General features: G+C 72.1%; 18 protein-coding genes. 4 read left to right on the top strand and 14 right to left on the bottom strand.

The genetic code is table 11. The features are described 5' to 3' along the window. Positions 1–5: 5 nt before the first annotated feature. The 10 genes from alc to uraD all read right to left on the bottom strand — a co-directional run bounded on the left by alc (position 6) and on the right by uraD (position 9,388). On the bottom strand, positions 6–950 hold the full coding sequence (gene alc / locus BLR04_RS30760) for an allantoicase (protein ID WP_090771868.1): 945 nt from the start codon (positions 948–950) through the stop codon (positions 6–8). Next, a complete protein-coding gene (allB, locus tag BLR04_RS30755) occupies positions 951–2,261 on the bottom strand; it encodes an allantoinase AllB (protein WP_090771866.1) in 1,311 nt (436 codons plus the stop codon). Further along, complete coding sequence (locus BLR04_RS30750) at positions 2,258–3,403, bottom strand: glycerate kinase (RefSeq protein ID WP_090771966.1); 1,146 nt, start codon at positions 3,401–3,403, stop codon at positions 2,258–2,260. Before BLR04_RS30750 ends, allB begins: the two co-directional genes overlap by 4 nt. A gap of 150 nt (positions 3,404–3,553) precedes the next feature. Continuing rightward, positions 3,554–4,846 carry a nucleotide disphospho-sugar-binding domain-containing protein gene (locus BLR04_RS30745; RefSeq protein WP_090771864.1) on the bottom strand — a complete coding sequence of 431 codons (1,293 nt, stop codon included), beginning with the start codon at positions 4,844–4,846 and terminating at the stop codon, positions 3,554–3,556. A 119-nt stretch (positions 4,847–4,965) separates the two neighbouring features. Next, a complete protein-coding gene (locus tag BLR04_RS30740) occupies positions 4,966–6,390 on the bottom strand; it encodes an 8-oxoguanine deaminase (protein WP_425413461.1) in 1,425 nt (474 codons plus the stop codon). Continuing rightward, positions 6,383–6,865, bottom strand: coding sequence for a (2Fe-2S)-binding protein (locus BLR04_RS30735; protein ID WP_090771862.1), 483 nt, complete (start codon positions 6,863–6,865; stop codon positions 6,383–6,385). Before BLR04_RS30735 ends, BLR04_RS30740 begins: the two co-directional genes overlap by 8 nt. Then, positions 6,865–7,725, bottom strand: a complete 861-nt coding sequence (locus BLR04_RS30730) for an FAD binding domain-containing protein (RefSeq protein WP_090771860.1) — start codon at positions 7,723–7,725, stop codon at positions 6,865–6,867. Before BLR04_RS30730 ends, BLR04_RS30735 begins: the two co-directional genes overlap by 1 nt. 5 nt (positions 7,726–7,730) lie before the next feature. After that, positions 7,731–8,591 (bottom strand): factor-independent urate hydroxylase, encoded by an 861-nt coding sequence (gene pucL / locus BLR04_RS30725; protein WP_090771858.1) that lies wholly within the window; start codon positions 8,589–8,591, stop codon positions 7,731–7,733. Beyond that, on the bottom strand, positions 8,592–8,891 hold the full coding sequence (gene uraH / locus BLR04_RS30720; RefSeq protein WP_090771856.1) for a hydroxyisourate hydrolase: 300 nt from the start codon (positions 8,889–8,891) through the stop codon (positions 8,592–8,594). After that, positions 8,888–9,388: a 2-oxo-4-hydroxy-4-carboxy-5-ureidoimidazoline decarboxylase gene (uraD, locus tag BLR04_RS30715; RefSeq protein ID WP_090771854.1), complete on the bottom strand. Its 501-nt coding sequence runs from the start codon at positions 9,386–9,388 to the stop codon at positions 8,888–8,890. The genes uraH and uraD overlap by 4 nt, the downstream gene beginning before the upstream one ends. Positions 9,389–9,620: 232 nt before the next feature. Between uraD and BLR04_RS30710 the strand changes: the two genes are divergently transcribed. After that, positions 9,621–10,460 carry a deoxyribonuclease IV gene (locus BLR04_RS30710; protein WP_090771853.1) on the top strand — a complete coding sequence of 280 codons (840 nt, stop codon included), beginning with the start codon at positions 9,621–9,623 and terminating at the stop codon, positions 10,458–10,460. A gap of 1,097 nt (positions 10,461–11,557) precedes the next feature. Here BLR04_RS30710 and BLR04_RS30705 read toward each other — a convergent pair. Both BLR04_RS30705 and BLR04_RS30700 read right to left on the bottom strand, forming a co-directional pair. Next, a complete protein-coding gene (locus BLR04_RS30705) occupies positions 11,558–12,298 on the bottom strand; it encodes a LytR/AlgR family response regulator transcription factor (RefSeq protein ID WP_090771851.1) in 741 nt (246 codons plus the stop codon). A 150-nt stretch (positions 12,299–12,448) separates the two neighbouring features. After that, positions 12,449–13,045, bottom strand: coding sequence for a molybdopterin-dependent oxidoreductase (locus tag BLR04_RS30700; protein ID WP_245740729.1), 597 nt, complete (start codon positions 13,043–13,045; stop codon positions 12,449–12,451). 254 nt (positions 13,046–13,299) lie between these two features. Here BLR04_RS30700 and aroF point away from each other — a divergent pair, with 254 nt between their 5' ends. Further along, positions 13,300–14,334: a 3-deoxy-7-phosphoheptulonate synthase gene (gene aroF, locus BLR04_RS30695; protein ID WP_090771847.1), complete on the top strand. Its 1,035-nt coding sequence runs from the start codon at positions 13,300–13,302 to the stop codon at positions 14,332–14,334. A gap of 94 nt (positions 14,335–14,428) precedes the next feature. On the opposite strand, the gene thiI is transcribed toward aroF, so the two are convergent. Continuing rightward, on the bottom strand, positions 14,429–15,625 hold the full coding sequence (thiI, locus tag BLR04_RS30690) for a tRNA uracil 4-sulfurtransferase ThiI (protein WP_090771845.1): 1,197 nt from the start codon (positions 15,623–15,625) through the stop codon (positions 14,429–14,431). A gap of 204 nt (positions 15,626–15,829) precedes the next feature. On the opposite strand from thiI, the gene BLR04_RS30685 reads away from it, so the two are divergent. Next, on the top strand, positions 15,830–16,672 hold the full coding sequence (locus BLR04_RS30685; protein ID WP_090771843.1) for an MHYT domain-containing protein: 843 nt from the start codon (positions 15,830–15,832) through the stop codon (positions 16,670–16,672). Between the two features lie 196 nt (positions 16,673–16,868). On the opposite strand, the gene BLR04_RS30680 is transcribed toward BLR04_RS30685, so the two are convergent. Next, complete coding sequence (locus BLR04_RS30680) at positions 16,869–17,894, bottom strand: 6-phosphofructokinase (RefSeq protein WP_090771841.1); 1,026 nt, start codon at positions 17,892–17,894, stop codon at positions 16,869–16,871. 128 nt (positions 17,895–18,022) lie between these two features. On the opposite strand from BLR04_RS30680, the gene BLR04_RS30675 reads away from it, so the two are divergent. Next, positions 18,023–19,492, top strand: coding sequence for an FGGY family carbohydrate kinase (locus BLR04_RS30675; RefSeq protein ID WP_090771839.1), 1,470 nt, complete (start codon positions 18,023–18,025; stop codon positions 19,490–19,492). The last annotated feature ends 1 nt before the right edge of the window (position 19,493 follow it).

Genomic DNA, 19,493 nt, shown 5'->3' with positions numbered 1-19,493 from the left:
GCCCGCTAGGCCAGGTGGCCGTGCAGGCGCACCCGGGCCAGCCCTCCGTCGGGGTGGATGTCCACCCGTACGTGGGTGACGGGGTCGGTGTGGCCGAGGCGGAAGCGGTGCGGGGTGTCGGGCTGCAGGCGGGTGCGCGGTAGCAGCGGCACCTCGCGCTCGCCGTCCAGGCCGGTGAGCGTCACGGCGCCGGGCGCGTTGAAGAGCAGGTTGGTCGTGTCGATCTCGGCCAGCCTGATGATCCCGCGCCCGGCCAGCCGGATGACCAGCCAGTCGTTGCCGCCGTCGCGCCGCCGCGCGGTCTCCCAGCCCTCCGCCTGGTGGCGGGCCAGGCCGGGCGCGATGACGTTGTGGGGCGCGGAGTAGAAGGCGTCGGAGCAGGCGGTGACGAGCCCGCCGTTCGCGAGCGCCGCCAGGTCGAGGCCGAGCCCGTCGTGGATCGACAGGTCGGGACGGGGCTCGCCGTGGACGCGCAGGCGCGCCACTCCCCCGTCCGGGTGGATGTTGAGGCGTACGTGCGTGTACGGGCGCTCATCGGCGACCTCGAACAGGCGCTCGGCGTCGCCCTTGAGCTCCGACAGCGGGACGATCGGCGTCCAGGCCGCCTCCAGCAGCTCGTCCGGTGAGGGGTGGCCCTCGACGGCGGCGGCGTCGAGGGAGGCGTGCGGCGGGTAGTTGCCCTTGAACCAGGCCGTGTCGACGACCACGCCACGGATCGCGCCGGGCACGCCGAGGCGGACGAGCGCCCAGTCGTGCCCCGGTTCGCGGCGGCGGCGGGTCTCCCAGCCGTCGTACACCTGCCCCTTGCCGCTGAACGTCTCGGGGCGGAATCCTGGCCGTCCTGGCCGGATGAGGCTCTCCTTCTCGGCGAACGACTCGTCGCTGGCCGCCACGACGGCGCCGCCGAACGTCCGCAGGGCGAGGTCGGGAAGGGTGGTGAACGGTGTCATCTAGCGGGCCCTCCACAGGAATCGTCCGCGCGGCTCGCCGTCCACGGGGCGGCCGCGCAGCCAGGTGGTCAGGACGGCGCCCTTGAGGGCGTGCCCGTCGTACGGGGTGACGGGGTTCTTGTGGTGCAGGCGGGTGGCGTCGACCACGTGGTCGGCGTCGGGGTCGAAGGCCACGAGGTCGGCGTCGCCGCCCACGCTGATGGCCCCTTTGCCGGGGATGCCGGCGAGCGCGGCCGGGTGGGCGGACATCCAGCGGGCCACGTCCGCCAGCCCGAAGCCGCGCCGACGGGCCTGCGTCCAGACGACCGGCAGGCCGAGCTGGAGCGAGGAGACGCCGCCCCAGGCGGCGGCGAAGTCGGGCACCTTGAGGTCGGCGGTCGAGGGCGAGTGGTCCGACACGACGCAGCTCAGCACGCCGCGGGCCAGCCCCTCCCACAGCAGGTCGCGGTTGGCCGCTGACCGGATGGGCGGGCAGCACTTGTAGGCTGTGCGTCCCTCGGGCACCTGCTCGGCCGCCAGTGCCAGGTAGTGGGGGCAGGTCTCCGCGGTCACCGCCACGCCGCGCGCCCGCGCCTCCTCCAGGACGCCGAGGCATGCGGCGCTGGAGACGTGCAGGACGTGCACGCGCGCGCCGGTCCCGTCGGCCAGCGCCACCAGCCGCTCGACCGCGCCGCGCTCGGCCGCGCCGGGCCGCGACTCGAGGAACTCCCGGTACGTCGGTCCGCCCGGCTCGCCCAGCAGCGCCGGGTCCTCGGCGTGCACGATCATCGTCGCGCCGAGTGCGGCGACCTCCTCCAGCGCCCGCCGCAGCTCGCCGTCGCCGAGCGGAGGGAACTCCTCGACCCCCGACGGCGACATGAAGCACTTGAAGCCGAACACCCCGCGCTCGTGCAGGGGCGCGAGGTCCTTGACGTTGCCGGGGACGGCCCCGCCCCAGAACCCCACGTCCACGTGGCAGCGCCCTTCGGCAGCCCGCAGCTTGGCGTCGAGCGCGTCCGTGTCGACGGTGGGCGGCAGGGAGTTGAGCGGCATGTCGACGACGGCGGTGACGCCTCCGGCCGCGGCGGCCCTGGTCGCCGAGGCGAACCCCTCCCAGTGGGTCCGTCCCGGCTCGTTGACGTGCACGTGGGTGTCGACCAGGCCGGGCAGCAGCGCCGTGTCGCCCAGGTCGACCTCGGCGGCGGCGGGCAGCCGGTCGGCGTAGCCCGCCACCGCGGCGATCCGCTCCCCCCGCACCGCCACCGCCGCGGCCCGCTCACCCTCGGGCGTGACGGTCCTGCGGGAGCGGACGACGAGGTCGTACGGGATCACCGGACGTCGTCCCGCGCGAGGCCGAGCTCGGCGGCCAGGCGGGCGGCCAGGCGTTCGAGCAGCGGACCTGCCTCGGCCATGCAGCGCTCGGGGTCGGGCTCCAGGTCCGTCAGCGCGTACGCGGCCTCGATGCCCGCCGCCTTCAGCTCCGCGTCGCCGAGCGTACGACGGCCGCAGACGGCCACGACCGGCACGCCGGCCCGGGCGGCGGCCTGCGCGACGCCGACGGGCGCCTTGCCGCGCAGCGACTGGGCGTCCAGCGACCCCTCACCGGTGATCACGAGCCGCGCGTCACGGACCATGTCGCCGAAGCCGAGCAGGTCGAGCAGGTAGTCGATGCCGGGCCTGATCTCGGCGTGCAGGAAGGCGAGGGCCGCGAACCCGACCCCGCCCGCCGCGCCGGCGCCGGGCGCCCCTGCCACACCCATCGCGCGCGGGGTGCCGTCGTGCTCGACCGCGCCCATGAGGCCGTGGGTGGCGGTGGCGACGGCGGCCAGGCGGGCCAGCGCCGATTCGAGGACCTCGACGTCGCCGGGGGTGGCGCCCTTCTGCGGGCCGTAGACGGCGGCGGCGCCGTGCGGGCCGAGCAGGGGGTTGTCCACGTCGCTCGCCACCACGAACTCGACGCCGGAGACGTCGAGGAAGCCGGACAGGTCGATGCGGGCGAGGTCCTTGAGCGCGGCCCCGCCGCGCGGCAGGTCGTGGTCGCCCGCGTCGAGCAGGCGGGCGCCCAGTGCCTGGGCCATGCCCGCCCCTCCGTCGGTGCAGGCGCTGCCACCGAGGCCGAGGACGACGCGCTTGGCTCCCCTGCGGACGGCGTCGGCGATCAGCTCGCCGGTGCCGTAGCTGGTGGCGGTCAGCGGCTCGTGCCCGCCGGGCAGCCGGCGCAGTCCGGACGCCTCCGCGAGCTCGATCACGGCCGTCCCGGTGGGCTGCCAGGCGTAGGAGGCGGGGACGCGTTCGCCCGTCGGCCCGGTGACCTCGACGGTGATCCGGCCGAAGCCGGCCGCGACCGCGGCGTCCACGGTGCCGTCGCCGCCGTCGGCGACGGGCAGCTCGACCGTGGGCACGCCGATGCCGGCCGAGATCCGGGAGGCCACCTCGGCCGCCGTCAAGGATCCCTTGAACTTGTCAGGTGCCACCAGAACGTGCTGAACCACTAGGAACTCCCACCTGATGATGAACAATGTCCTGACACGCCTTCCTGCCCGGCGCGAGCGGGCAGGAAGGCGTGACTCATCATCACATCCCAGGCGGTTCCGTACGCGCCCCGGGCGGGCGCGAAACGCGCGTCAGGCCTGCTCGACGATCTCGGCGATGGCGTCGAACGGGTCGTACGTCTCCATCTCCGCCTGAAGGGCCAGGGCCCGCTCGCGGTACCGCGGCGTGCCGAGCACCAACTCCACGGCGGCGCGGACGGCGGCCTCGTCGGGGCGTCCGGTGCGCAGGTTCACGCCGGCGCCGCTCCATTCGACGCGGGCGGCCACCTCTGGCTTGTCCTCCGTCTCACCGGCGACGATCAGCGGCACGCCGTGGCGCAGCGCGGTCTGTACCCCGCCGTACCCGCCGTTGGTGATCAGCACGTCGCTCAGCGGGAGCAGCTGCCCGAACGGGATGTAACCACCCAGCCGTACGTTGGCGGGCAGCTCACCGAGGGCGTCGAGCACGGCGGCCGGGCCGTCGGGACGGGCCGTGGCCGCGACGACGGTCACGTCCAGTTCGGCGAGGGCGCGCAGGGTGGGGACGACGAGCGCCGTCAGGTCGGCGTTGTCGACGGTGCCCTGGGTGACGGTGACGACCGGCCGCTCACCGGATAGATCGGACCACCAGTCGGGCAGCTCCATGCCGGGCTCCGGTGCGGGCGGCAGCGCGCCGACGAAGCGGAAGGACGCCGGGAGGTCGCTGCGCGGGTACTCGAAGCCGGGCACCGTGAGCTGGACGAAGTGGTCGGGCGCCGTGCCCACCATGTTGAACAGCTGGTCGTCGAGCTGCACGCCCACCTTGGCGTACACCTGCGCGAGATAGCCGTGCAGCGGGGCGAGCATTTCCCGCGCCTGCTGGTTGAGCGCCTGGTTGCGGGCCCTGCCCTCGTCACCGGCGAGCGGCGGCAGAGCGAGACCGAACGGCGCGGCGTCGACGCTCTCGAACATGACCGGCATGATGCCCACGCCCACCACGGTCGGACGTGCCGTCCGCTCGTGGGTCAGCGCGAGCGCCGCGCTGCCGCCGAACGACGCGTCGCCGATCACGACGGCGGCGGGGAACTCGGCCAGCAGCTTGCGCAGGCCGTCGTACTGGGCAGGAACCGGGTCGCCGAAGATGTGCATGAGGTCCCACGCCATCCGCGGCGGCCCCGGGGGGACGTCGTCGCGGCCGGGGAAGGAGGCCGAGTAGTCGCGGTCGTCGTAGTCGGCCTCCGCGGGGAGCGGCACGTGGCGGGCCCCGATCCGCCGGACGTGCTCGCCGAACCTGGAACCGGTGTGCACGACGACGTCGTGTCCCCGGCGCACGAGGTCCGCGGCGACGGCGAGGAGTGGCATGACGTGCCCATGGACGGGTGTCGCCACCACGATGACCTTGGTCATGAAAGAAAGTACCCCTATGCGAGAAATGACGGATGAACTGACTATTTGGGGGATTTGCCCAGATCGCCGTGGTGATCGTAGCGTTGAGGTTCGCCGGGTCCGGTGCCGGGCCACCTGGCTCAGGACCTTCGGGTGCTCCGGCTGCGTACGTCCAGCTCGCTCCCGACCGTGACGCCCTGCTCCTCCGCCGCCCGCAGCAGGCGGTGGCGGGCCGCGACGCCCGCGCGGCCGGCCACGTCCTGGGGGACGGTCCGCAGCTCGCCGTCCGCCACCACCGTGCGCCCGCCGACCAGCAGGCGGGCCAGCGGCGGCGGGGGCCCGAAGACCAGCGCGCAGACCGGGTCGGGGACGGCTGGGGTGAAGGGGCCGTCGACCCGCCACAGCGCGACGTCGGCCAGCTTGCCCGGTTGCAGCGTGCCCAGCTCCGCCTCCCTGCCGAGGTTGCGGGCGCCGCCCAGCGTGGCCAGCTTCAGCGCCTGCCGGGCGCTCAGCGCCCTGGGCCCCAGACGGGCGCGCTGGAACACCAGGGCCTGGCGCATCTCGCCGGACAGCGGCGTCAGCTCGGACGAGGCGCTGCCGTCCACCCCGAGACCCACCGGCACGCCGCCGCGCAGCAGCTCCGACACGCGGGCGATCCCGGCGCCGAGCCTCCCGTTGGACGACGGGCAGTGGGCGACGCCGGTGCCGGTGGCGGCCAGCTTGCCGATGTCGCCGTCGCTGAGGTGGACGGCGTGCGCGAACCACACGTCCGGGCCCAGCCAGCCCAGCTTGTCCATGTAGTCGACCGGGCGCGCCCCGAACTGCTCGAGGCAGTGCTCGTCCTCGTCGAGGGTCTCGGCGAGGTGGGTGTGCAGGCGCACCCCCGCGGCCCTGGCCAGGGCGGCCGACTCGGTCATCAGCTCGGCGCTGGCCGAGAACGGCGAGCAGGGCGCAACCACCACGCGCAGCATCGAGGAGAAGGACGGGTCGTGGTAGGCGTCCACGGCCTCGGCGGTGGCGGCGAGGATGTCGTCCAGGTCCTCGACGACGGCGTCCGGCGGCAGCCCGCCCTTGGAGTGACCCCGGTCCATGGATCCGCGCGCCGGGTGGAAGCGCAGCCCCACCTCGCGGGCCGCCTCGATCTCGGCCGCGAGCAGGTCGCCGCGCCCTTTGGGGAAGACGTAGTGGTGGTCGCTGGTGGTCGTGCAGCCCGACAGGGCGAGCCAGCCGAGTCCGGCGGTGGCCGCTCCCCTGACCACCTCGGCGTCCATGGCCGCCCACACCGGATAGAGCGCGACCAGCCACTCGAACAGCGTCGCGTCCTGGACGAGCCCCTGTGAGGCCCACTGGTACAGGTGGTGGTGGGTGTTGACCAGGCCGGGCGTGGCCAGGCAGCCGCTGCCGTCGATCCGGACGGCGCCGGGGACGTCGGGCGCCGGTCCGGGGCCCAGCTCGGCGATCCGGTCGCCCTCGATCCTGATATATCCGGACTCGATCTCGGGGCCCACCACCGGCGCGACCGCCACGTCCGTGACGAGCACCACCCCGCTCCCCTGGTCACTCACCGTCCGCTCCCCCGGCCCGGCGGGCGGCGGCGAGCCGTACCGCGTCGAGGATCTTCTCGTAGCCGGTGCACCGGCACAGGTTGCCCGCCAGCGCCTCCCTGATCTCCGCGTCGGACGGGTGGCGTACGCGTTCCAGCAGGTCGTGAGCCTGCACCACCAGACCGGGCGTGCAGAAGCCGCACTGCACGGCCCCGCACTCCACGAACGCCTCCTGCACCGGGTCGAGGGCGCCCCCGTCGGCCAGCCCCTCGACCGTCAGCACCTCGCGGCCCTCGGCCTGTCCTGCCGCGACCAGACAGGCGCAGACCGGCACGCCGTCCAGCCGGACCGTGCACGAGCCGCACTCGCCCTGCTCGCAGGCGTTCTTGGCGCCGGGCAGGCCGAGACGTTCGCGCAGGACGTACAGGAGGCTCTCGCCCTCCCAGACGCCGTCGGCGGTCTGCTCGCGACCGTTGACGGTGAACGTGACGCGCATCAGGCGGCCCTCTCCTCGCGGTGGTCGTTCCAGGCCCAGGTGAGCGTGCGGCGGGCCAGCACGCCGACGGCGTGCACCCGGTACGCGGCGGTGCCCCGTACGTCGTCGATCGGCGCGGCGGCGCGGGCGGCCAGCTCGCCGAAGCGGCGGGCCAGCGCGGGGTCGAGCGGCGCGTCCCAGTCGAGCTCGCGGGCCAGCAGGTCCTCGGCCTCCAGCGCCCGCAGCGGGGTCGGCCCTGCCGAGCCGATGCCGGTGCCGACCCGCCGCTCGCCGGGGTGCAGCGCGACGGCGAACGAGCACACCGCGATCACCATGGCGTTGCGGGTGCCGACCTTGGAGAAGTACTGGGGTCCTGTCGCGGGCGGCACGCGCACGGCCCGGATGAGCTCGTCCGGCTCCAGTGCGCTGCGCTTCGGCCCGAGATAGAACTCGGCGGCCGGGACCGTCCGCACGCCCCGGTCGCGCGATTCCACCTCGACCACCGCCCCCGCCGCGAGCAGCGGCGGATGGCTGTCGCCGGCGGGCGAGGCCGCTCCCAGGTTGCCGCCGACGCCGCCCCGGTTGCGGATCTGCGGCGAGCCGACCGTGCGCGACGCCTGCGCCAGCCCCGGCAGCGGGCCGGACAGCTCGTCGATGACGGTCGCGTACGGCACCCCCGCCCCCACCCGGCAGTACCCGGGCAGCGTCTCCCACTCCCGCAGCTCCGCCACCCGGGTGAGGTCGAGCAGCGCCTCGGGCCTGCGCCGGTCGAAGTTGAGCTCCACCATCACGTCGGTGCCGCCCTGGATGGGCACCGCCTCGGGCCGGTCCGCCTTGGCGGCCAGCGCCTCCGCCCACGTCGTGGGCCGCAAGAAGTCCATCTCTCCTACTCCCAGGCGAATCCGGCGTCGGGCGCGTCCTCGCGCAGCACCGAGCCCTCGATCAGCCCGTACGGCCGGTCGAGGGCCTGGAGAACCACGTTGTCGTTGTCCAGGCCGAACGGCGACAGGTCGACCGCGACGTGGTGCTTGTTCGGCATCACCAGCCTGACCTCGCAGATCTCGGGGCACACGCTGAGAGCGCGCTCGCCCATGGCGTACAGGGTCTGCTGCAGGGAAAGGCTGTGGGTCCCGGCGAACGCGTCGAGCAGCGCCGCCCGCAGCTTCTCGTACGACCCGGCGTACGAGCGGGTCCCGCCGGTGTGCCGCCAGCGGGCGGTCACGGCCGTGGCGAGGATGCGGTCGCGGGTGGGCGGCAGGGTGGTGTACTCGTCCACGAGATAGCCGTGGAACTCCGAGCCCGCCGTGTTGAGCACCACCAGGTCGGTCAGCCCCGACACGACCGTGCCGCGCCCGTCGCGGTCGTGGTGGACGACGCACGTGCGCACCTCGCCGCCGTCGCGGACGAACGAGTGCGGGCCCGCGCGGTCCCAGGCGTACTCCTCGATCTGGACGCGGGCGTGGTGGATCGACGGCTGGGAGCTGACGAAGTGCCGGGCCAGCAGCTGGGCGAACTCCTCGATCTGCCCGACGCCGTGCTTCCTGGCGAACGCGTACGCCGTATTCTTCTGCGTGTCGGTCGGCAGGACGGAGGCGTTGTCGCCGGTGAGGTGGACAGCCTCCATGTCACCCGACAGCGAGGTGCTGACGGTGATGTCCTTGATGCGGTGGACCGGGCCTTCCCTGACCACGTGGACGAGCCTGGTCTCCGCCTTGCCGTAGCGGTTGGGGCCTAGCTTCACGGACATCTAGCTCCCTCGGTAGGTGGAGTAGGCGTACGGGCTGAGCAGCAGCGGCACGTGGTGGTGCTGGGCGGGGTCGGCCACGGTGAACGTCACGACGACCTCCGGGTAGAAGGTCTCGGCCAGGTAGGCGCCGGTGTCGAAGACGACGCGGTGCACGCCGGGCCCCGCGTCCCAGCCCTTGATGCGGCCGTCGGCGTCGGTGCGTCCCTCGGCCACGACGCGGCCCTCGTGCTCGAGGCGTACCCGCAGGCCGGCGGCCGGGCGGCCGGTGACCGCGTCCAGCACGTGCGTGGAGAAGCTCATCCGCCCTCCTCCATGAGCCGGGACAGCCGCAGCCGCGCGATGGCCGCCAGCTCGCGGCGTACGGCCCCGCGTTCGGCCCGTTCGTCGTTGCCGAGGCGATCACGCAGCTTGGCGAGCAGCTCGGCGCCGGTGAGCCCGGTGGCGCAGACCAGGTAGACGTGCCCGAACCTGTCCTCGTACGCCCGGTTGCCCGCGGCCAGTTCGGCGCGCAACCCGTCCTCGACGCCGGACTGTTCGCGCCGTGACCACGCCGCCTCTCTGCCGTCGCCGTCAGGACGCTCGCCTATCCGCGGGTGCGCCTTCAGCGCCTCCAGTACGTCGTCCCGGCTCAGCTCCCGCACGGCCGCGTCCGCCGCGTCCAGCAGCGCATTCAGGTCGGCGTACGGCCTCAGTGACGCAATCCGCGCGGCGAAGGCGCGCGAGGCGCAGCAGGTGAGCAGGTCCCGCTCGGCCTCGGCGGGCGGCAGGGCGTTGAAGGCGTCGAGAGCGTCCGGCATGTCAGAAGTACACACAGGCGCTTGTGCCCGGTCCAGGGACGAGAACTCCGAAGTGACCGCCCGGATTCTCCGTCCTTTTCGTGTCATGCTCCAAGAGACGTCACGGAGCGCGGGCGGATCGCTCCCCCGCCGCCGTCGCTTGAGGCAACCTTTGCCACCCTCAGGGGGTACGCTTTCCGCTGGTCAGCGCACGGCCGGCGGTCCCGACCGGCTGCCTAGACTGGAAGGCACCATGACTCCCACAACCCTCATCGGCGGACACGTCTCCGTCGCGGGCGGCCTCGCGACGGGCGGCCTGAAGTACATGGCCGAGATCGGCGCCGAGATGATCCAGGTGTTCGTCACCAACCCGCGCGGGTGGGCGCTCAACGACGGCAAGCCCGACGAGGACGCCAAGCTGGCCGAGTCGGGCGTGCCGGCCTTCATCCACGTGCCCTACCTCGTCAACTTCGGCTCGCCCAATCCCGCGACGCTGAAGGACTCGGTCGCGGTCGTCCGCCACGCGCTGCGGCGCGGGGTCGAGATCGGGGCCAAAGGGGTCGTGGTGCACACCGGCTCGGCGGTGACCCAGGGGCGCGACGAGGCACTGCGGCAGGTGGGCGACAACCTGGTGCCGCTGCTCGACGAGATCCCCGACGGCGGGCCCGACCTGCTGCTCGAACCGATGGCAGGTCAGGGCGCGATGCTGTGCGCCACCGTGCAGGACCTCGAGCCGTATCTCGACGCCCTCGGCCGGCACCCGCGGGCCTGCATCTGCCTCGACACCTGCCACGCCTTCGCGGCGGGCCACGACCTGGCCGCCGAGGGCGGGGTGAAGGAGACGTTCGACGCCCTGCACGCGATCGCGCCGGGACGGCTCAAGCTGATCCACGCCAACGACTCGAAGGACGTGTGCGGCGCCAAGAAGGACCGCCACGAGAACATCGGTGCGGGCCACATCGGCAGCGCCCCGTTCGCCGAGATCATGCGCCACCCGGTGGCCGCAGGCGTCCCCCTGTGCATCGAAACCCCCGGCAAGGCTCCCAAACACGCCGAGGACATCGCGCTACTCAAACAACTCCGCCCCACCTGACCTCTCCCCCCACCCGCCACTCCCCGTACGCGCCGCTTCCCCGAACAGCGCTTCCCGTGGGTGCCGCATCCTACGGGGAGCGCTCTCCTTGCGAGCGGTGGTGACTGTGAGGGGCGCTTCCCGTGAGCCATGCTCCCCGAGAGTGAGGCTCCCCTGCGAAGGCCACTTCCCCTGAGAGGGGCTTCCCCGCGAGCGGCGCTCTGTGAGTGGAGGTGTGTGGTGGTTATGGGGCGCCTGCTCTCGCGATCCGACCGCCCCCGAAGGCCGGATCGCGGGGCCTGGTTCTACGGCCTCGCAGGCGCCCCTTCTACCGATGCGGCTGGGCGGGCCCCCACCCCCCGGTCAAGGGCCCGGCCAGCCGCGGCGACGTGCGTGGTCGCCGGTGAATCCGGCGCATCAGAGGTGTACGTGAGCCTTGCGGCCTCCGCCCCCCGATGCGCCAGGTGGCTTTCCGATGCCGAAACACTACGGTTGCGATCTTGTGGGCGAAACCCCGTTCACGCCCAGCTCGTTGAGCGGTCTGTAGTCATCGACATACGGAGAGTGCGCGAACGACGAGCGGTCGTCCCGGCACGCCGAACGGTCAATCAGGGGGCCTGCACACACACTTGACACACCCTTTGCCGACCACAGGCATCACCAGTCACTTCCGTACTCCCGTCGTGACCAGCACCGTCGCACTCGGCCGAGCCTGACCCGGCGGCACCACCACGGACGCCGCGCCAGTCCGCCTCGCACACTTTCACGCCCACCCACCAGCGCCTCTCTCCCCCGTTCACGCCCGCCCGTCAACCCCCCCACTCGACCCACAGGCACCCCCGACCGGGCCACGACACACACCCCAGCCGGGCGGCGGAAGGTTTCCCACCACGTACGCCGGCCCGGGCGTGGAACGCGCGAGCCCGCCCGAGCACGTACGTCCGATAGAGCGACAGAGCACACGCGGAGGCGGCACGTACGGCCGGGACGGGCGTTGTGGCGCCTGGGAGGTGGCGTCGGCGGAGAGGCCGGCGCAGGGCGGGCAGCCCGTCCATGCGCGGCATGGGGGCGCACGGCGGAGATGGACGTGATGCCGGCGCCCCGTGGGCGCGTGGGGGTCAGGAGATGACGTTGCGGGGGTGGCGGACGAGTTGCTCGCGGACCTGGCGGCTGTGTCGGCGGCTGACCTGCAGCGTCTCGGTGCCGACCGTGAGGGTGACACGGCCGCCGTCGAACCGGAGCTCGCTCACGTGGCGGGCCGAGACGAGCGTGCTGCGGTGGATGCGCAGGAACCCCGCCTCCGACCACCGCCGCTCCAGCGCGGCCAGCGACATGCGGACGAGGTAGCTGCCGTCGACGGTGTGCAGCCGTACGTAGTCACCCTTGGCCTCGGCGAACCGGACGGCCTGCTGCGGCACGAACCGGGTGCGCCCGCCCAGCTCGACCGGGATCACGTCGTCCTGGCCCTGCTGCGGCGCGGGACACGCGGCGGCCTCCAGCCTGCGTACGGCCTCCGCCAGCCGCTCGGCGCGCACGGGCTTGAGGAGGTAGTCGACCGCCTCCAGCTCGAACGCCTGCACCGCGCACTCCTCGTGGGCCGTGACGAACACCAGCCGGGGCGGCGAAGGGAAGCCGCTGACGAGCCGGGCGAGGTCGAGCCCGTCGAGCCCCGGCATGCGCACGTCGAGGAACACCCCGTCGAGCCGCTCTCCCCCGCCGATCATCTGAACCATGTCCTGCAGGGCCGTGACGCCGTCGGCGGCGGTGGTGACGTGTTCGATCCGCTCGTCCTGGCGCAACAGATAGGCCAGCTCTTCCAGAGCCGGCACTTCGTCGTCCACGGCCAGAACTCTCAGCATCCCACCACGCCGCCGAATGAAAGCAAAGTCGCCAGGGCAATGCCAGCATAGTGTAATCAGATGCTCACGTTACGCTGAAGACCGGCGCGCCGCCGCACGGCAGAGGCGGGCCCTCACCCTGCCGTGCACGACGTCGGACGCGGCGGTGGGTCAGGGTGGGCCTTCGCCCTGCTCCTCCTGGTACGAGTAGCGCTGCTCACGCCACGGGTCGCCGATGTTGTGGTAGCCGCGCTCCTCCCAGAAGCCCCGCCGGTCCTCCAGCAGGTACTCGATGCCGCGCACCCACTTGACGCTCTTCCACGCGTACAGGTGGGGCACCACGAGCCGCAGGGGGTGGCCGCGGTCGGGGCTGAGGGGCTTCTCGTCGAGGTCCGTGGCGAAGAGGGTGTCCTGCGCCGACAGGTCGGACAGCCGCAGGTTGGCGCTGTAGCCGTACTCGGCCCAGATCATCACGTGGCGCACGCCGGGGTCGGGCGGCGCGATCTCCATGATCGTGGCCGGGGTGACGCCGTGCCACTCGTTGGCCATGAGGGAGAACTTGGTCACGCAGTGGAAGTCGGAGATGCGGGTGTCGCGCGGCAGCGCGGCGAACTCGTCCCAGGTGAAGCGGTGCTCCGCCCCTGAGGCGGTGGCCCCGAAGACGCGGAAGTCCCAGCGCTCGGGCCGGAACGTGGGCACCCTGCCGTAATGGATCACAGGCCGGCCACGCGGGACGTACTGGCCTGGCGGCAGGCGCGACTCCTCCACGATCACTCTCCTCACCCGTCTCGCGTCATGGGCCATCCTGCCATCGAGCCGCCACCGGCATCGCGCCGGGTTGGGTGCGCTACGATAAGAGAACTATGCGCACCGCGTTCCTGTTTTGGTATGGCGACGGACCCGAGTCCGTTCGCCATCTGACGCTGCGCTAGCAGACAGGCGAACGAAAGGCCCCGGGTCCGAGGACCCGGGGCCTTTCGCGTTCCCGGGGCCGGGCCGGGGCATGACGACAAGGAGCAGCAATGGTGATCGTGATGGGCCCCGAGGCGACCGCGGACGACCTCACGTCGGTCGTGGACGTCGTCCGGGCGGCCGGGGTGGACGCGTTCGTCAGCAAGGGCGTGCGGCGGACGATCGTCGGCCTCGTAGGCGACGTGACGCAGCTCGATCCGGCGAGCCTGCGCGGCATGAGGGGGGTGCAGGACGTGGTACGGGTGTCGACGCCGTACAAGCTGGTGAGCAGGGAGAACCATCCGGAACGGTCGACCGTCCATGTGGGGGGTGTGCCGATCGGCCCCGACACCGTGACGCTGATCGCGGGGCCGTGCGCAGTGGAGACGCACCAGCAGACGCTGGAGGCGGCCAGGATGGCGCAGGCTGCGGGGGCGGTGCTGCTGCGCGGCGGGGCGTTCAAACCGCGCACGTCGCCGTACGCGTTCCAGGGGCTGGGCGAGAAGGGGCTGCGCATCCTCGCGGACGTCCGCGAGGAGACGGGCCTGCCGATCGTGACGGAGGTGACGGACGCTAGGGACGTCGAGCTGGTGGCCTCGTACGCCGACATGCTCCAGGTCGGCACCCGCAACATGCAGAACTTCGCGCTGCTGCAGGCGGTCGGGACGGCGGGCCGGCCGGTGATGCTGAAGCGCGGCATGAACGCCACCGTCGAGGAGTGGCTGATGGCCGCGGAGTACATCGCCCAGCGCGGCAACCTCGACATCGTCCTGTGCGAGCGCGGCATCAGGACGTTCGAGACCGCGACCCGCAACACGCTCGACGTCTCCGCGGTGCCGGTCGCGCAGCAGCTGTCGCACCTGCCGGTGATCATCGACCCGTCGCACTCGGGCGGCCGGCGCGAGCTGGTGCTGCCGCTGACCCGCGCGGCCGTCGCGGTGGGCGCCGACGGTGTGATCGTCGATGTGCACCCGCACCCCGAGCAGGCGCTCTGCGACGGCCCGCAGGCCCTGGTGGGCGCCGACCTGGGCGAGCTCGCCCAGGTGATGAACGACTTCCCCGCCCTGCTCGGCAAGACGACGGCAGCGGCAGCACTCGCCATGTGACACGGGACGGCCCCCCCGCTCGCGCGGGGGGCCGTTTCACGTGAGAAGCGAGCTTCCCCTCAGCGCGGAGAGGGCGCGGGCGGGGACGTGCCGTCTAGAGCGTGTACTCCTGGATGGAGTCGGCGAGCTGGACGCACAGCTCCTCGGCGTCGAGCCGCCGCTCGATCTGCTTCAGGTCCTCGATCTTCGCCCGGGTCTCGGCGCGCTTGGGCGCGAGCAGGGAGCAGCAGTCCTCGTCGGGCAGTTCCGAGATCTCCAGCGTGCCGAGACGCCGGGCCTCGGCCATGATCTCGGTCTTGTCCCAGCCGACCAGCGGCCGCAGGATCGGCAGCTCGACGGCGTTGTCCTGGGCGGTGATGTTGGCCAGCGTCTGGGAGGAGACCTGGCCGAGGGCGTCGCCGGTGATCAGCGCGGACGCGCGGATGCGGTGGGCGACCTCTTCTGCCGTCTTGAGCATGAGCCGCCGCTGGGCGATCACGGCCAGGCGGTCCTGACCGGAGTTGCGGATCGACTGCTGGGCCTTGCCGAACGGCACCACCCACAGCCGCGACCTGCCCTGGAACCTGTCGAGCTTCCTGACCAGCGCGTACGCCTTGTAGATCGACTCGGACGTGGTGAACGGGATGCCGGAGAAGTGCAGGAAGTCGACGTGCAGGCCGCGCCGCATCATCCGGTACGCCGCCACCGGCGAGTCGATGCCGCCCGACATCAGCACGAGCGCCCGGCCGCTGCTGCCGACGGGCAGGCCGCCCTGACCGGGGATGCCGCCGGTGAAGACGAACACCTCGTCGCGGTCGACCTCGATGAAGATCGTCAGCTCGGGGTTCTTCAGGTCGACGGGCAGGTGGTACTCGTCGTTGATCGCACCGCCGACGAACCGGTCGAGTTCGTTGGAGGTCATCGGGAAGCGCTTGTCGCGCCGCCGCGAGCGCACGGCGAAGCGGGCGCCCCGCTTGGCCTCCTCGCTCTCGCCGGCCAGTTCGAGGGCGGCCTTCAGCACGCTGTCGGGGTCTTTGGCGACCCGCCAGGCCTGGTGGATCCAGATGAGGCCGGGCACGTCGGCGACCCGCCGCGCGACGGCGTCGGCCTGCTCGGCGGTGGCGCCCTGCGGCAGGAAGATCGCGATGACGCCGTGCCGCTTGCGCACGTCGACCTTGATGTCCACGGTCTGCAGCGCGTCGCGGATGTTGCTGATCAGCCGGCGTTCGAACAGCTCACGATTCTTGCCCTTGAGGACGATTTCGCCCAGCTTGAGCAGAACACACGGCTCGCCCAGGGCGGACATCGTCATGGTGGGACCTCCGGGAAGACGGGGAGAAACGGCGCCCTGTTGGCAACGTCGCGACCTCCGAGTTTAGTCCGGGTGTCGCTCGGCGGGATCGCCCGTCACGCCCCGCCTTCCCGACTCGATCTTTGACAGATAGTTGAGTTATCCATGCAAACAGGACATCTCGAGTGCCAGAATCTCCGGATCTCCAAGGCAAGGAACCGATCTATGACCTCTGCTGTGAATCACTTCACGTACGGACTGCTCACGCCCGTGCTGGCGTACGTGATGTCCTGCATCGGGTCGATGCTCGGGCTGCGGCTCACCGCGCAGGCCCATGTCTCCCACGGCGCCACCCGGCTGCGCTGGCTGCTCGGCGCCGCCGTCTCGATCGGCGGCACCGGCATCTGGGTGATGCACTTCATCGCGATGATGGGCTTCCAGGTGGACGGCACCCAGATCAAGTACGACGTCTGGCTCACCGCCGCCTCAGCGGTCGTGGCCATCGTGGTCGTCGGCACCGGCCTGCTGCTGGTCTCGTACGGCGGCGGGCGCCTGCCCGCGCTGCTCGGCGGCGGCCTGCTCACGGGCCTCGGCGTGGCCTCCATGCACTACCTCGGCATGTACGCGATGAACATGTCGGCCCACGTCTCCTACGACCGGTTGCTCGTGGCCGCGTCCGTGGGCATCGCCGTGGTGGCCGCCACGGTGGCGCTGTGGTTCACCCTGCGGGTGCGCAAGGCCGTCTGGATCACGGCCGCCTCCCTGGTCATGGGCGCCGCCGTGGCCGGGATGCACTACACCGGCATGTACGCCATGCACGTCACGGTGCACGGCGAGCCGGCCCGGATCGCCGGTGCGGACGCGCTCGACTTCCTCGTCCCGCTCATGACCGTGATCAGCCTGATCACGCTGACCATGCTCCTCATGGTGATCCTGTCGCCGTCGCAGGAGGAGGAGCGCGAGGACGCGGAGCTCGTGGCCCGGCTGGAGCTGCGCCGCCGCGCCACCCGGCAGCAGCAGGAGCTTCTCTACAACGGCGCCGTCCCCCGTCGGCAGCCCCGCGACTAGTCCGGCACCTGCCGAGGGCGTGCCGGAGTGGGAACTCTCCGGCACGCCCTCACGGGGGTGACCCGCCTCTACGGGCACGGCTCGCGACGCCTGTGGTGGGCCGCCGACTCGCTGCGGCGCGGGCCGTACCCGAGAGGCTCCAGCGGAAGTGATCCGCTGCTCCGCGACGGTACGGCCGCCCGCTTGCAAGCCGCTTTCAGCCGAAGAACACCTCGGCCTCCGCGTAGCGCTCGACCGGCACGGTCTTCAGCTCGGACGTGGCCTCGTCGAGACCGACACGGACGATGTCGGTGCCGCGCAGCGCGACCATGACGCCGAAGTCGCCCTCGTGCGCCGCGTCGATCGCCTGGAGCCCGAACCGGGTGGCCAGCACCCGGTCGTAGGCCGTCGGGGTGCCGCCGCGCTGGATGTGGCCGAGCACCGTGGTGCGGGCCTCCTTGCCGGTGCGCTTCTCGATCTCCTTGGCCAGCACCTCGCCGATGCCGCCGAGCCGTACGTGGCCGAACGCGTCGAGCTCGCCCGCCTGCAGCTCCATCTGGCCCTCGATGGGGTGCGCGCCCTCGGCGACCACCACGATGGGCGAGTAGCGGGTGCGGAAGCGGGACTCGACGTACTCGCAGACCCGGTCGATGTCGAACGGCTTCTCCGGGATGAGGATGACGTTGGCGCCGCCGGCCATGCCCGCGTGCAGGGCGATCCAGCCCGCGTGCCGGCCCATGACCTCGCAGATGAGCGCCCGGTGGTGCGACTCGGCGGTGGTGTGCAGCCGGTCGATGGCCTCGGTCGCGATGTTGACGGCGGTGTCGAAGCCGAAGGTGTAGTCGGTGCCCGACAGGTCGTTGTCGATGGTCTTGGGTACGCCGACGACCTTGACCCCGCGTTCGTACAGCTGCCGGGCGACGCCCAGAGTGTCCTCGCCGCCGATGGCGATCAGCGCGTCGACCTGGGTGGACGCCAGGTTCTCCTTGATCCGGTCGACCCCGCCCTCGATCTTCACGGGGTTGGTGCGGGACGAGCCGAGTATCGTGCCGCCCCGCGGCAGGATGCCCCGGACGGCCTGGATGTCGAGCGGCATGGTGTCGCCCTCGAGGGGGCCGCGCCAGCCGTCGCGGAATCCGACGAACTCGTGGCCGTGGACGGCTACTCCCTTGCGTACCACTGCCCGGATGACGGCGTTGAGACCGGGGCAGTCGCCGCCCCCGGTGAGCACTCCAATACGCATGACGGGTTCCTCCCGGTTGGGGCCATGAACCAGTGCTGATGACAGACTCGCATTGTGCCCGGCATCACACCCGTGGTCTAGACCAAACGCCCGAGCACACCGGCCGAAGAGCGAACGGAGGACATATCGTGAGCGTGTTGGCCATCCACGCCGGGACGATAGGTGTCACCGCCCTCGTAGTCACCGAAAACGGTCAGATGGAATCAAAGGGCTATGAAGAGTTCACCCAGCATTTTCCTCAGCCGGGCTGGGCCGAGCACAACCCCGAGGACATCTGGCAGGCGACACTGTCGGCCTGCGCCACCGCCCTGAGCGGGGCCTCCGCCTCACCCTGCTGCATCGGCATCACCAACCAGCGCGAGACCGCGGTGCTGTGGGACCGGCGGACCCTCGCCGCGCCACGCCGTGCCATGGTCTGGCAGGACCGCCGCACCTCCACGATATGCACGCGCCTGCGCGAGGCGGAGCTGGATCCCCGCGTCTCGGAGCTGACCGGGCTGCGCCTCGACCCGTACTTCACGGCGACCAAGCTCACCTGGCTGGCCGAGAACGACCCCGGACTGTGGGAAGGGGTCGAGTCAGGGAACGTCGCGCTGGGGACGGTGGACTCTTACCTGATCGCCAGGATGACCTCGGGCGCGCGGCACGTCACCGACGCCTCCAACGCCTCACGCACCCTCCTGTACGGCCTGGAGTCCGGCGCCTGGGAGCCCGAGCTGTGCGAGCTGTTCGGGGTGCCCGAGTCGGCCCTGCCGGAGATCATGCCCAGCTTCGGCCCGGTCGGGCAGACCGATCCTGGAGCGTTCCTGGGGCTCGACCTGCCCATCAGCGGCATGGGCGGCGACCAGCAGGTCGCCCTGTTCGGGCAGACGTGCTTCGACGTCGGCGACGTCAAGTGCACCTACGGCACCGGCTCGTTCGTCCTGACCAACACCGGCCACGAGGCCGTGCGCTCGCGGTCGGGGCTGCTCACCACGGTGGCCTGGCAGACGCCGTCCGGTGAGCGGACGTTCGCCCTGGAGGGGTCGATCTTCGTGACCGGGGCGGCGGTGCAGTGGCTGCGCGACGGGCTCGGGGTGCTCGGCAGCGCGGCCGAGTCGGAGGCTCTGGCCCGCACGGTGCCCGACAGCGGCGGCCTGGTGTTCGTACCGGCCCTGACGGGGCTGGGCGCGCCGCACTGGGAGCCGGGCGCGCGCGGCATGATCGCCGGCATCACCCGCGACACCACGCGGGCGCACCTGGTCCGCGCCACCCTGGAGGCGATCACGTACGAGGTGCGCGACGTGGTGGAGTCGATGGGCGCGGGCCACGCGCAGGTGCTCAAGGCCGACGGCGGGGCCAGCACCAACGACCTGCTCATGCAGATGCAGGCCGACCAGCTCGGCTCACCGGTGGAACGGCCCGCGATCCAGGAGACGCCCGCGCTGGGCGCGGCGTTCCTGGCGGGGCTGGGATCCGGCATGTGGGGCTCGATGGGCGAGCTGCGCGACACCTGGCACCTCGACCGGCGCTTCGAACCCGGCGAACGCGACGACGCCGGGTACGAGCGCTGGCGGGCGGCGATCGTCCTGACCATGGCGGCCGCCCGGCACTTCTGAT

The organism is Nonomuraea maritima (assembly GCF_900100395.1).
Taxonomy (GTDB): domain Bacteria; phylum Actinomycetota; class Actinomycetes; order Streptosporangiales; family Streptosporangiaceae; genus Nonomuraea; species Nonomuraea maritima.
The sequence above is the reverse complement of the archived record's forward strand: the minus strand, read 5'-3'. Positions and strand labels throughout refer to the sequence as shown.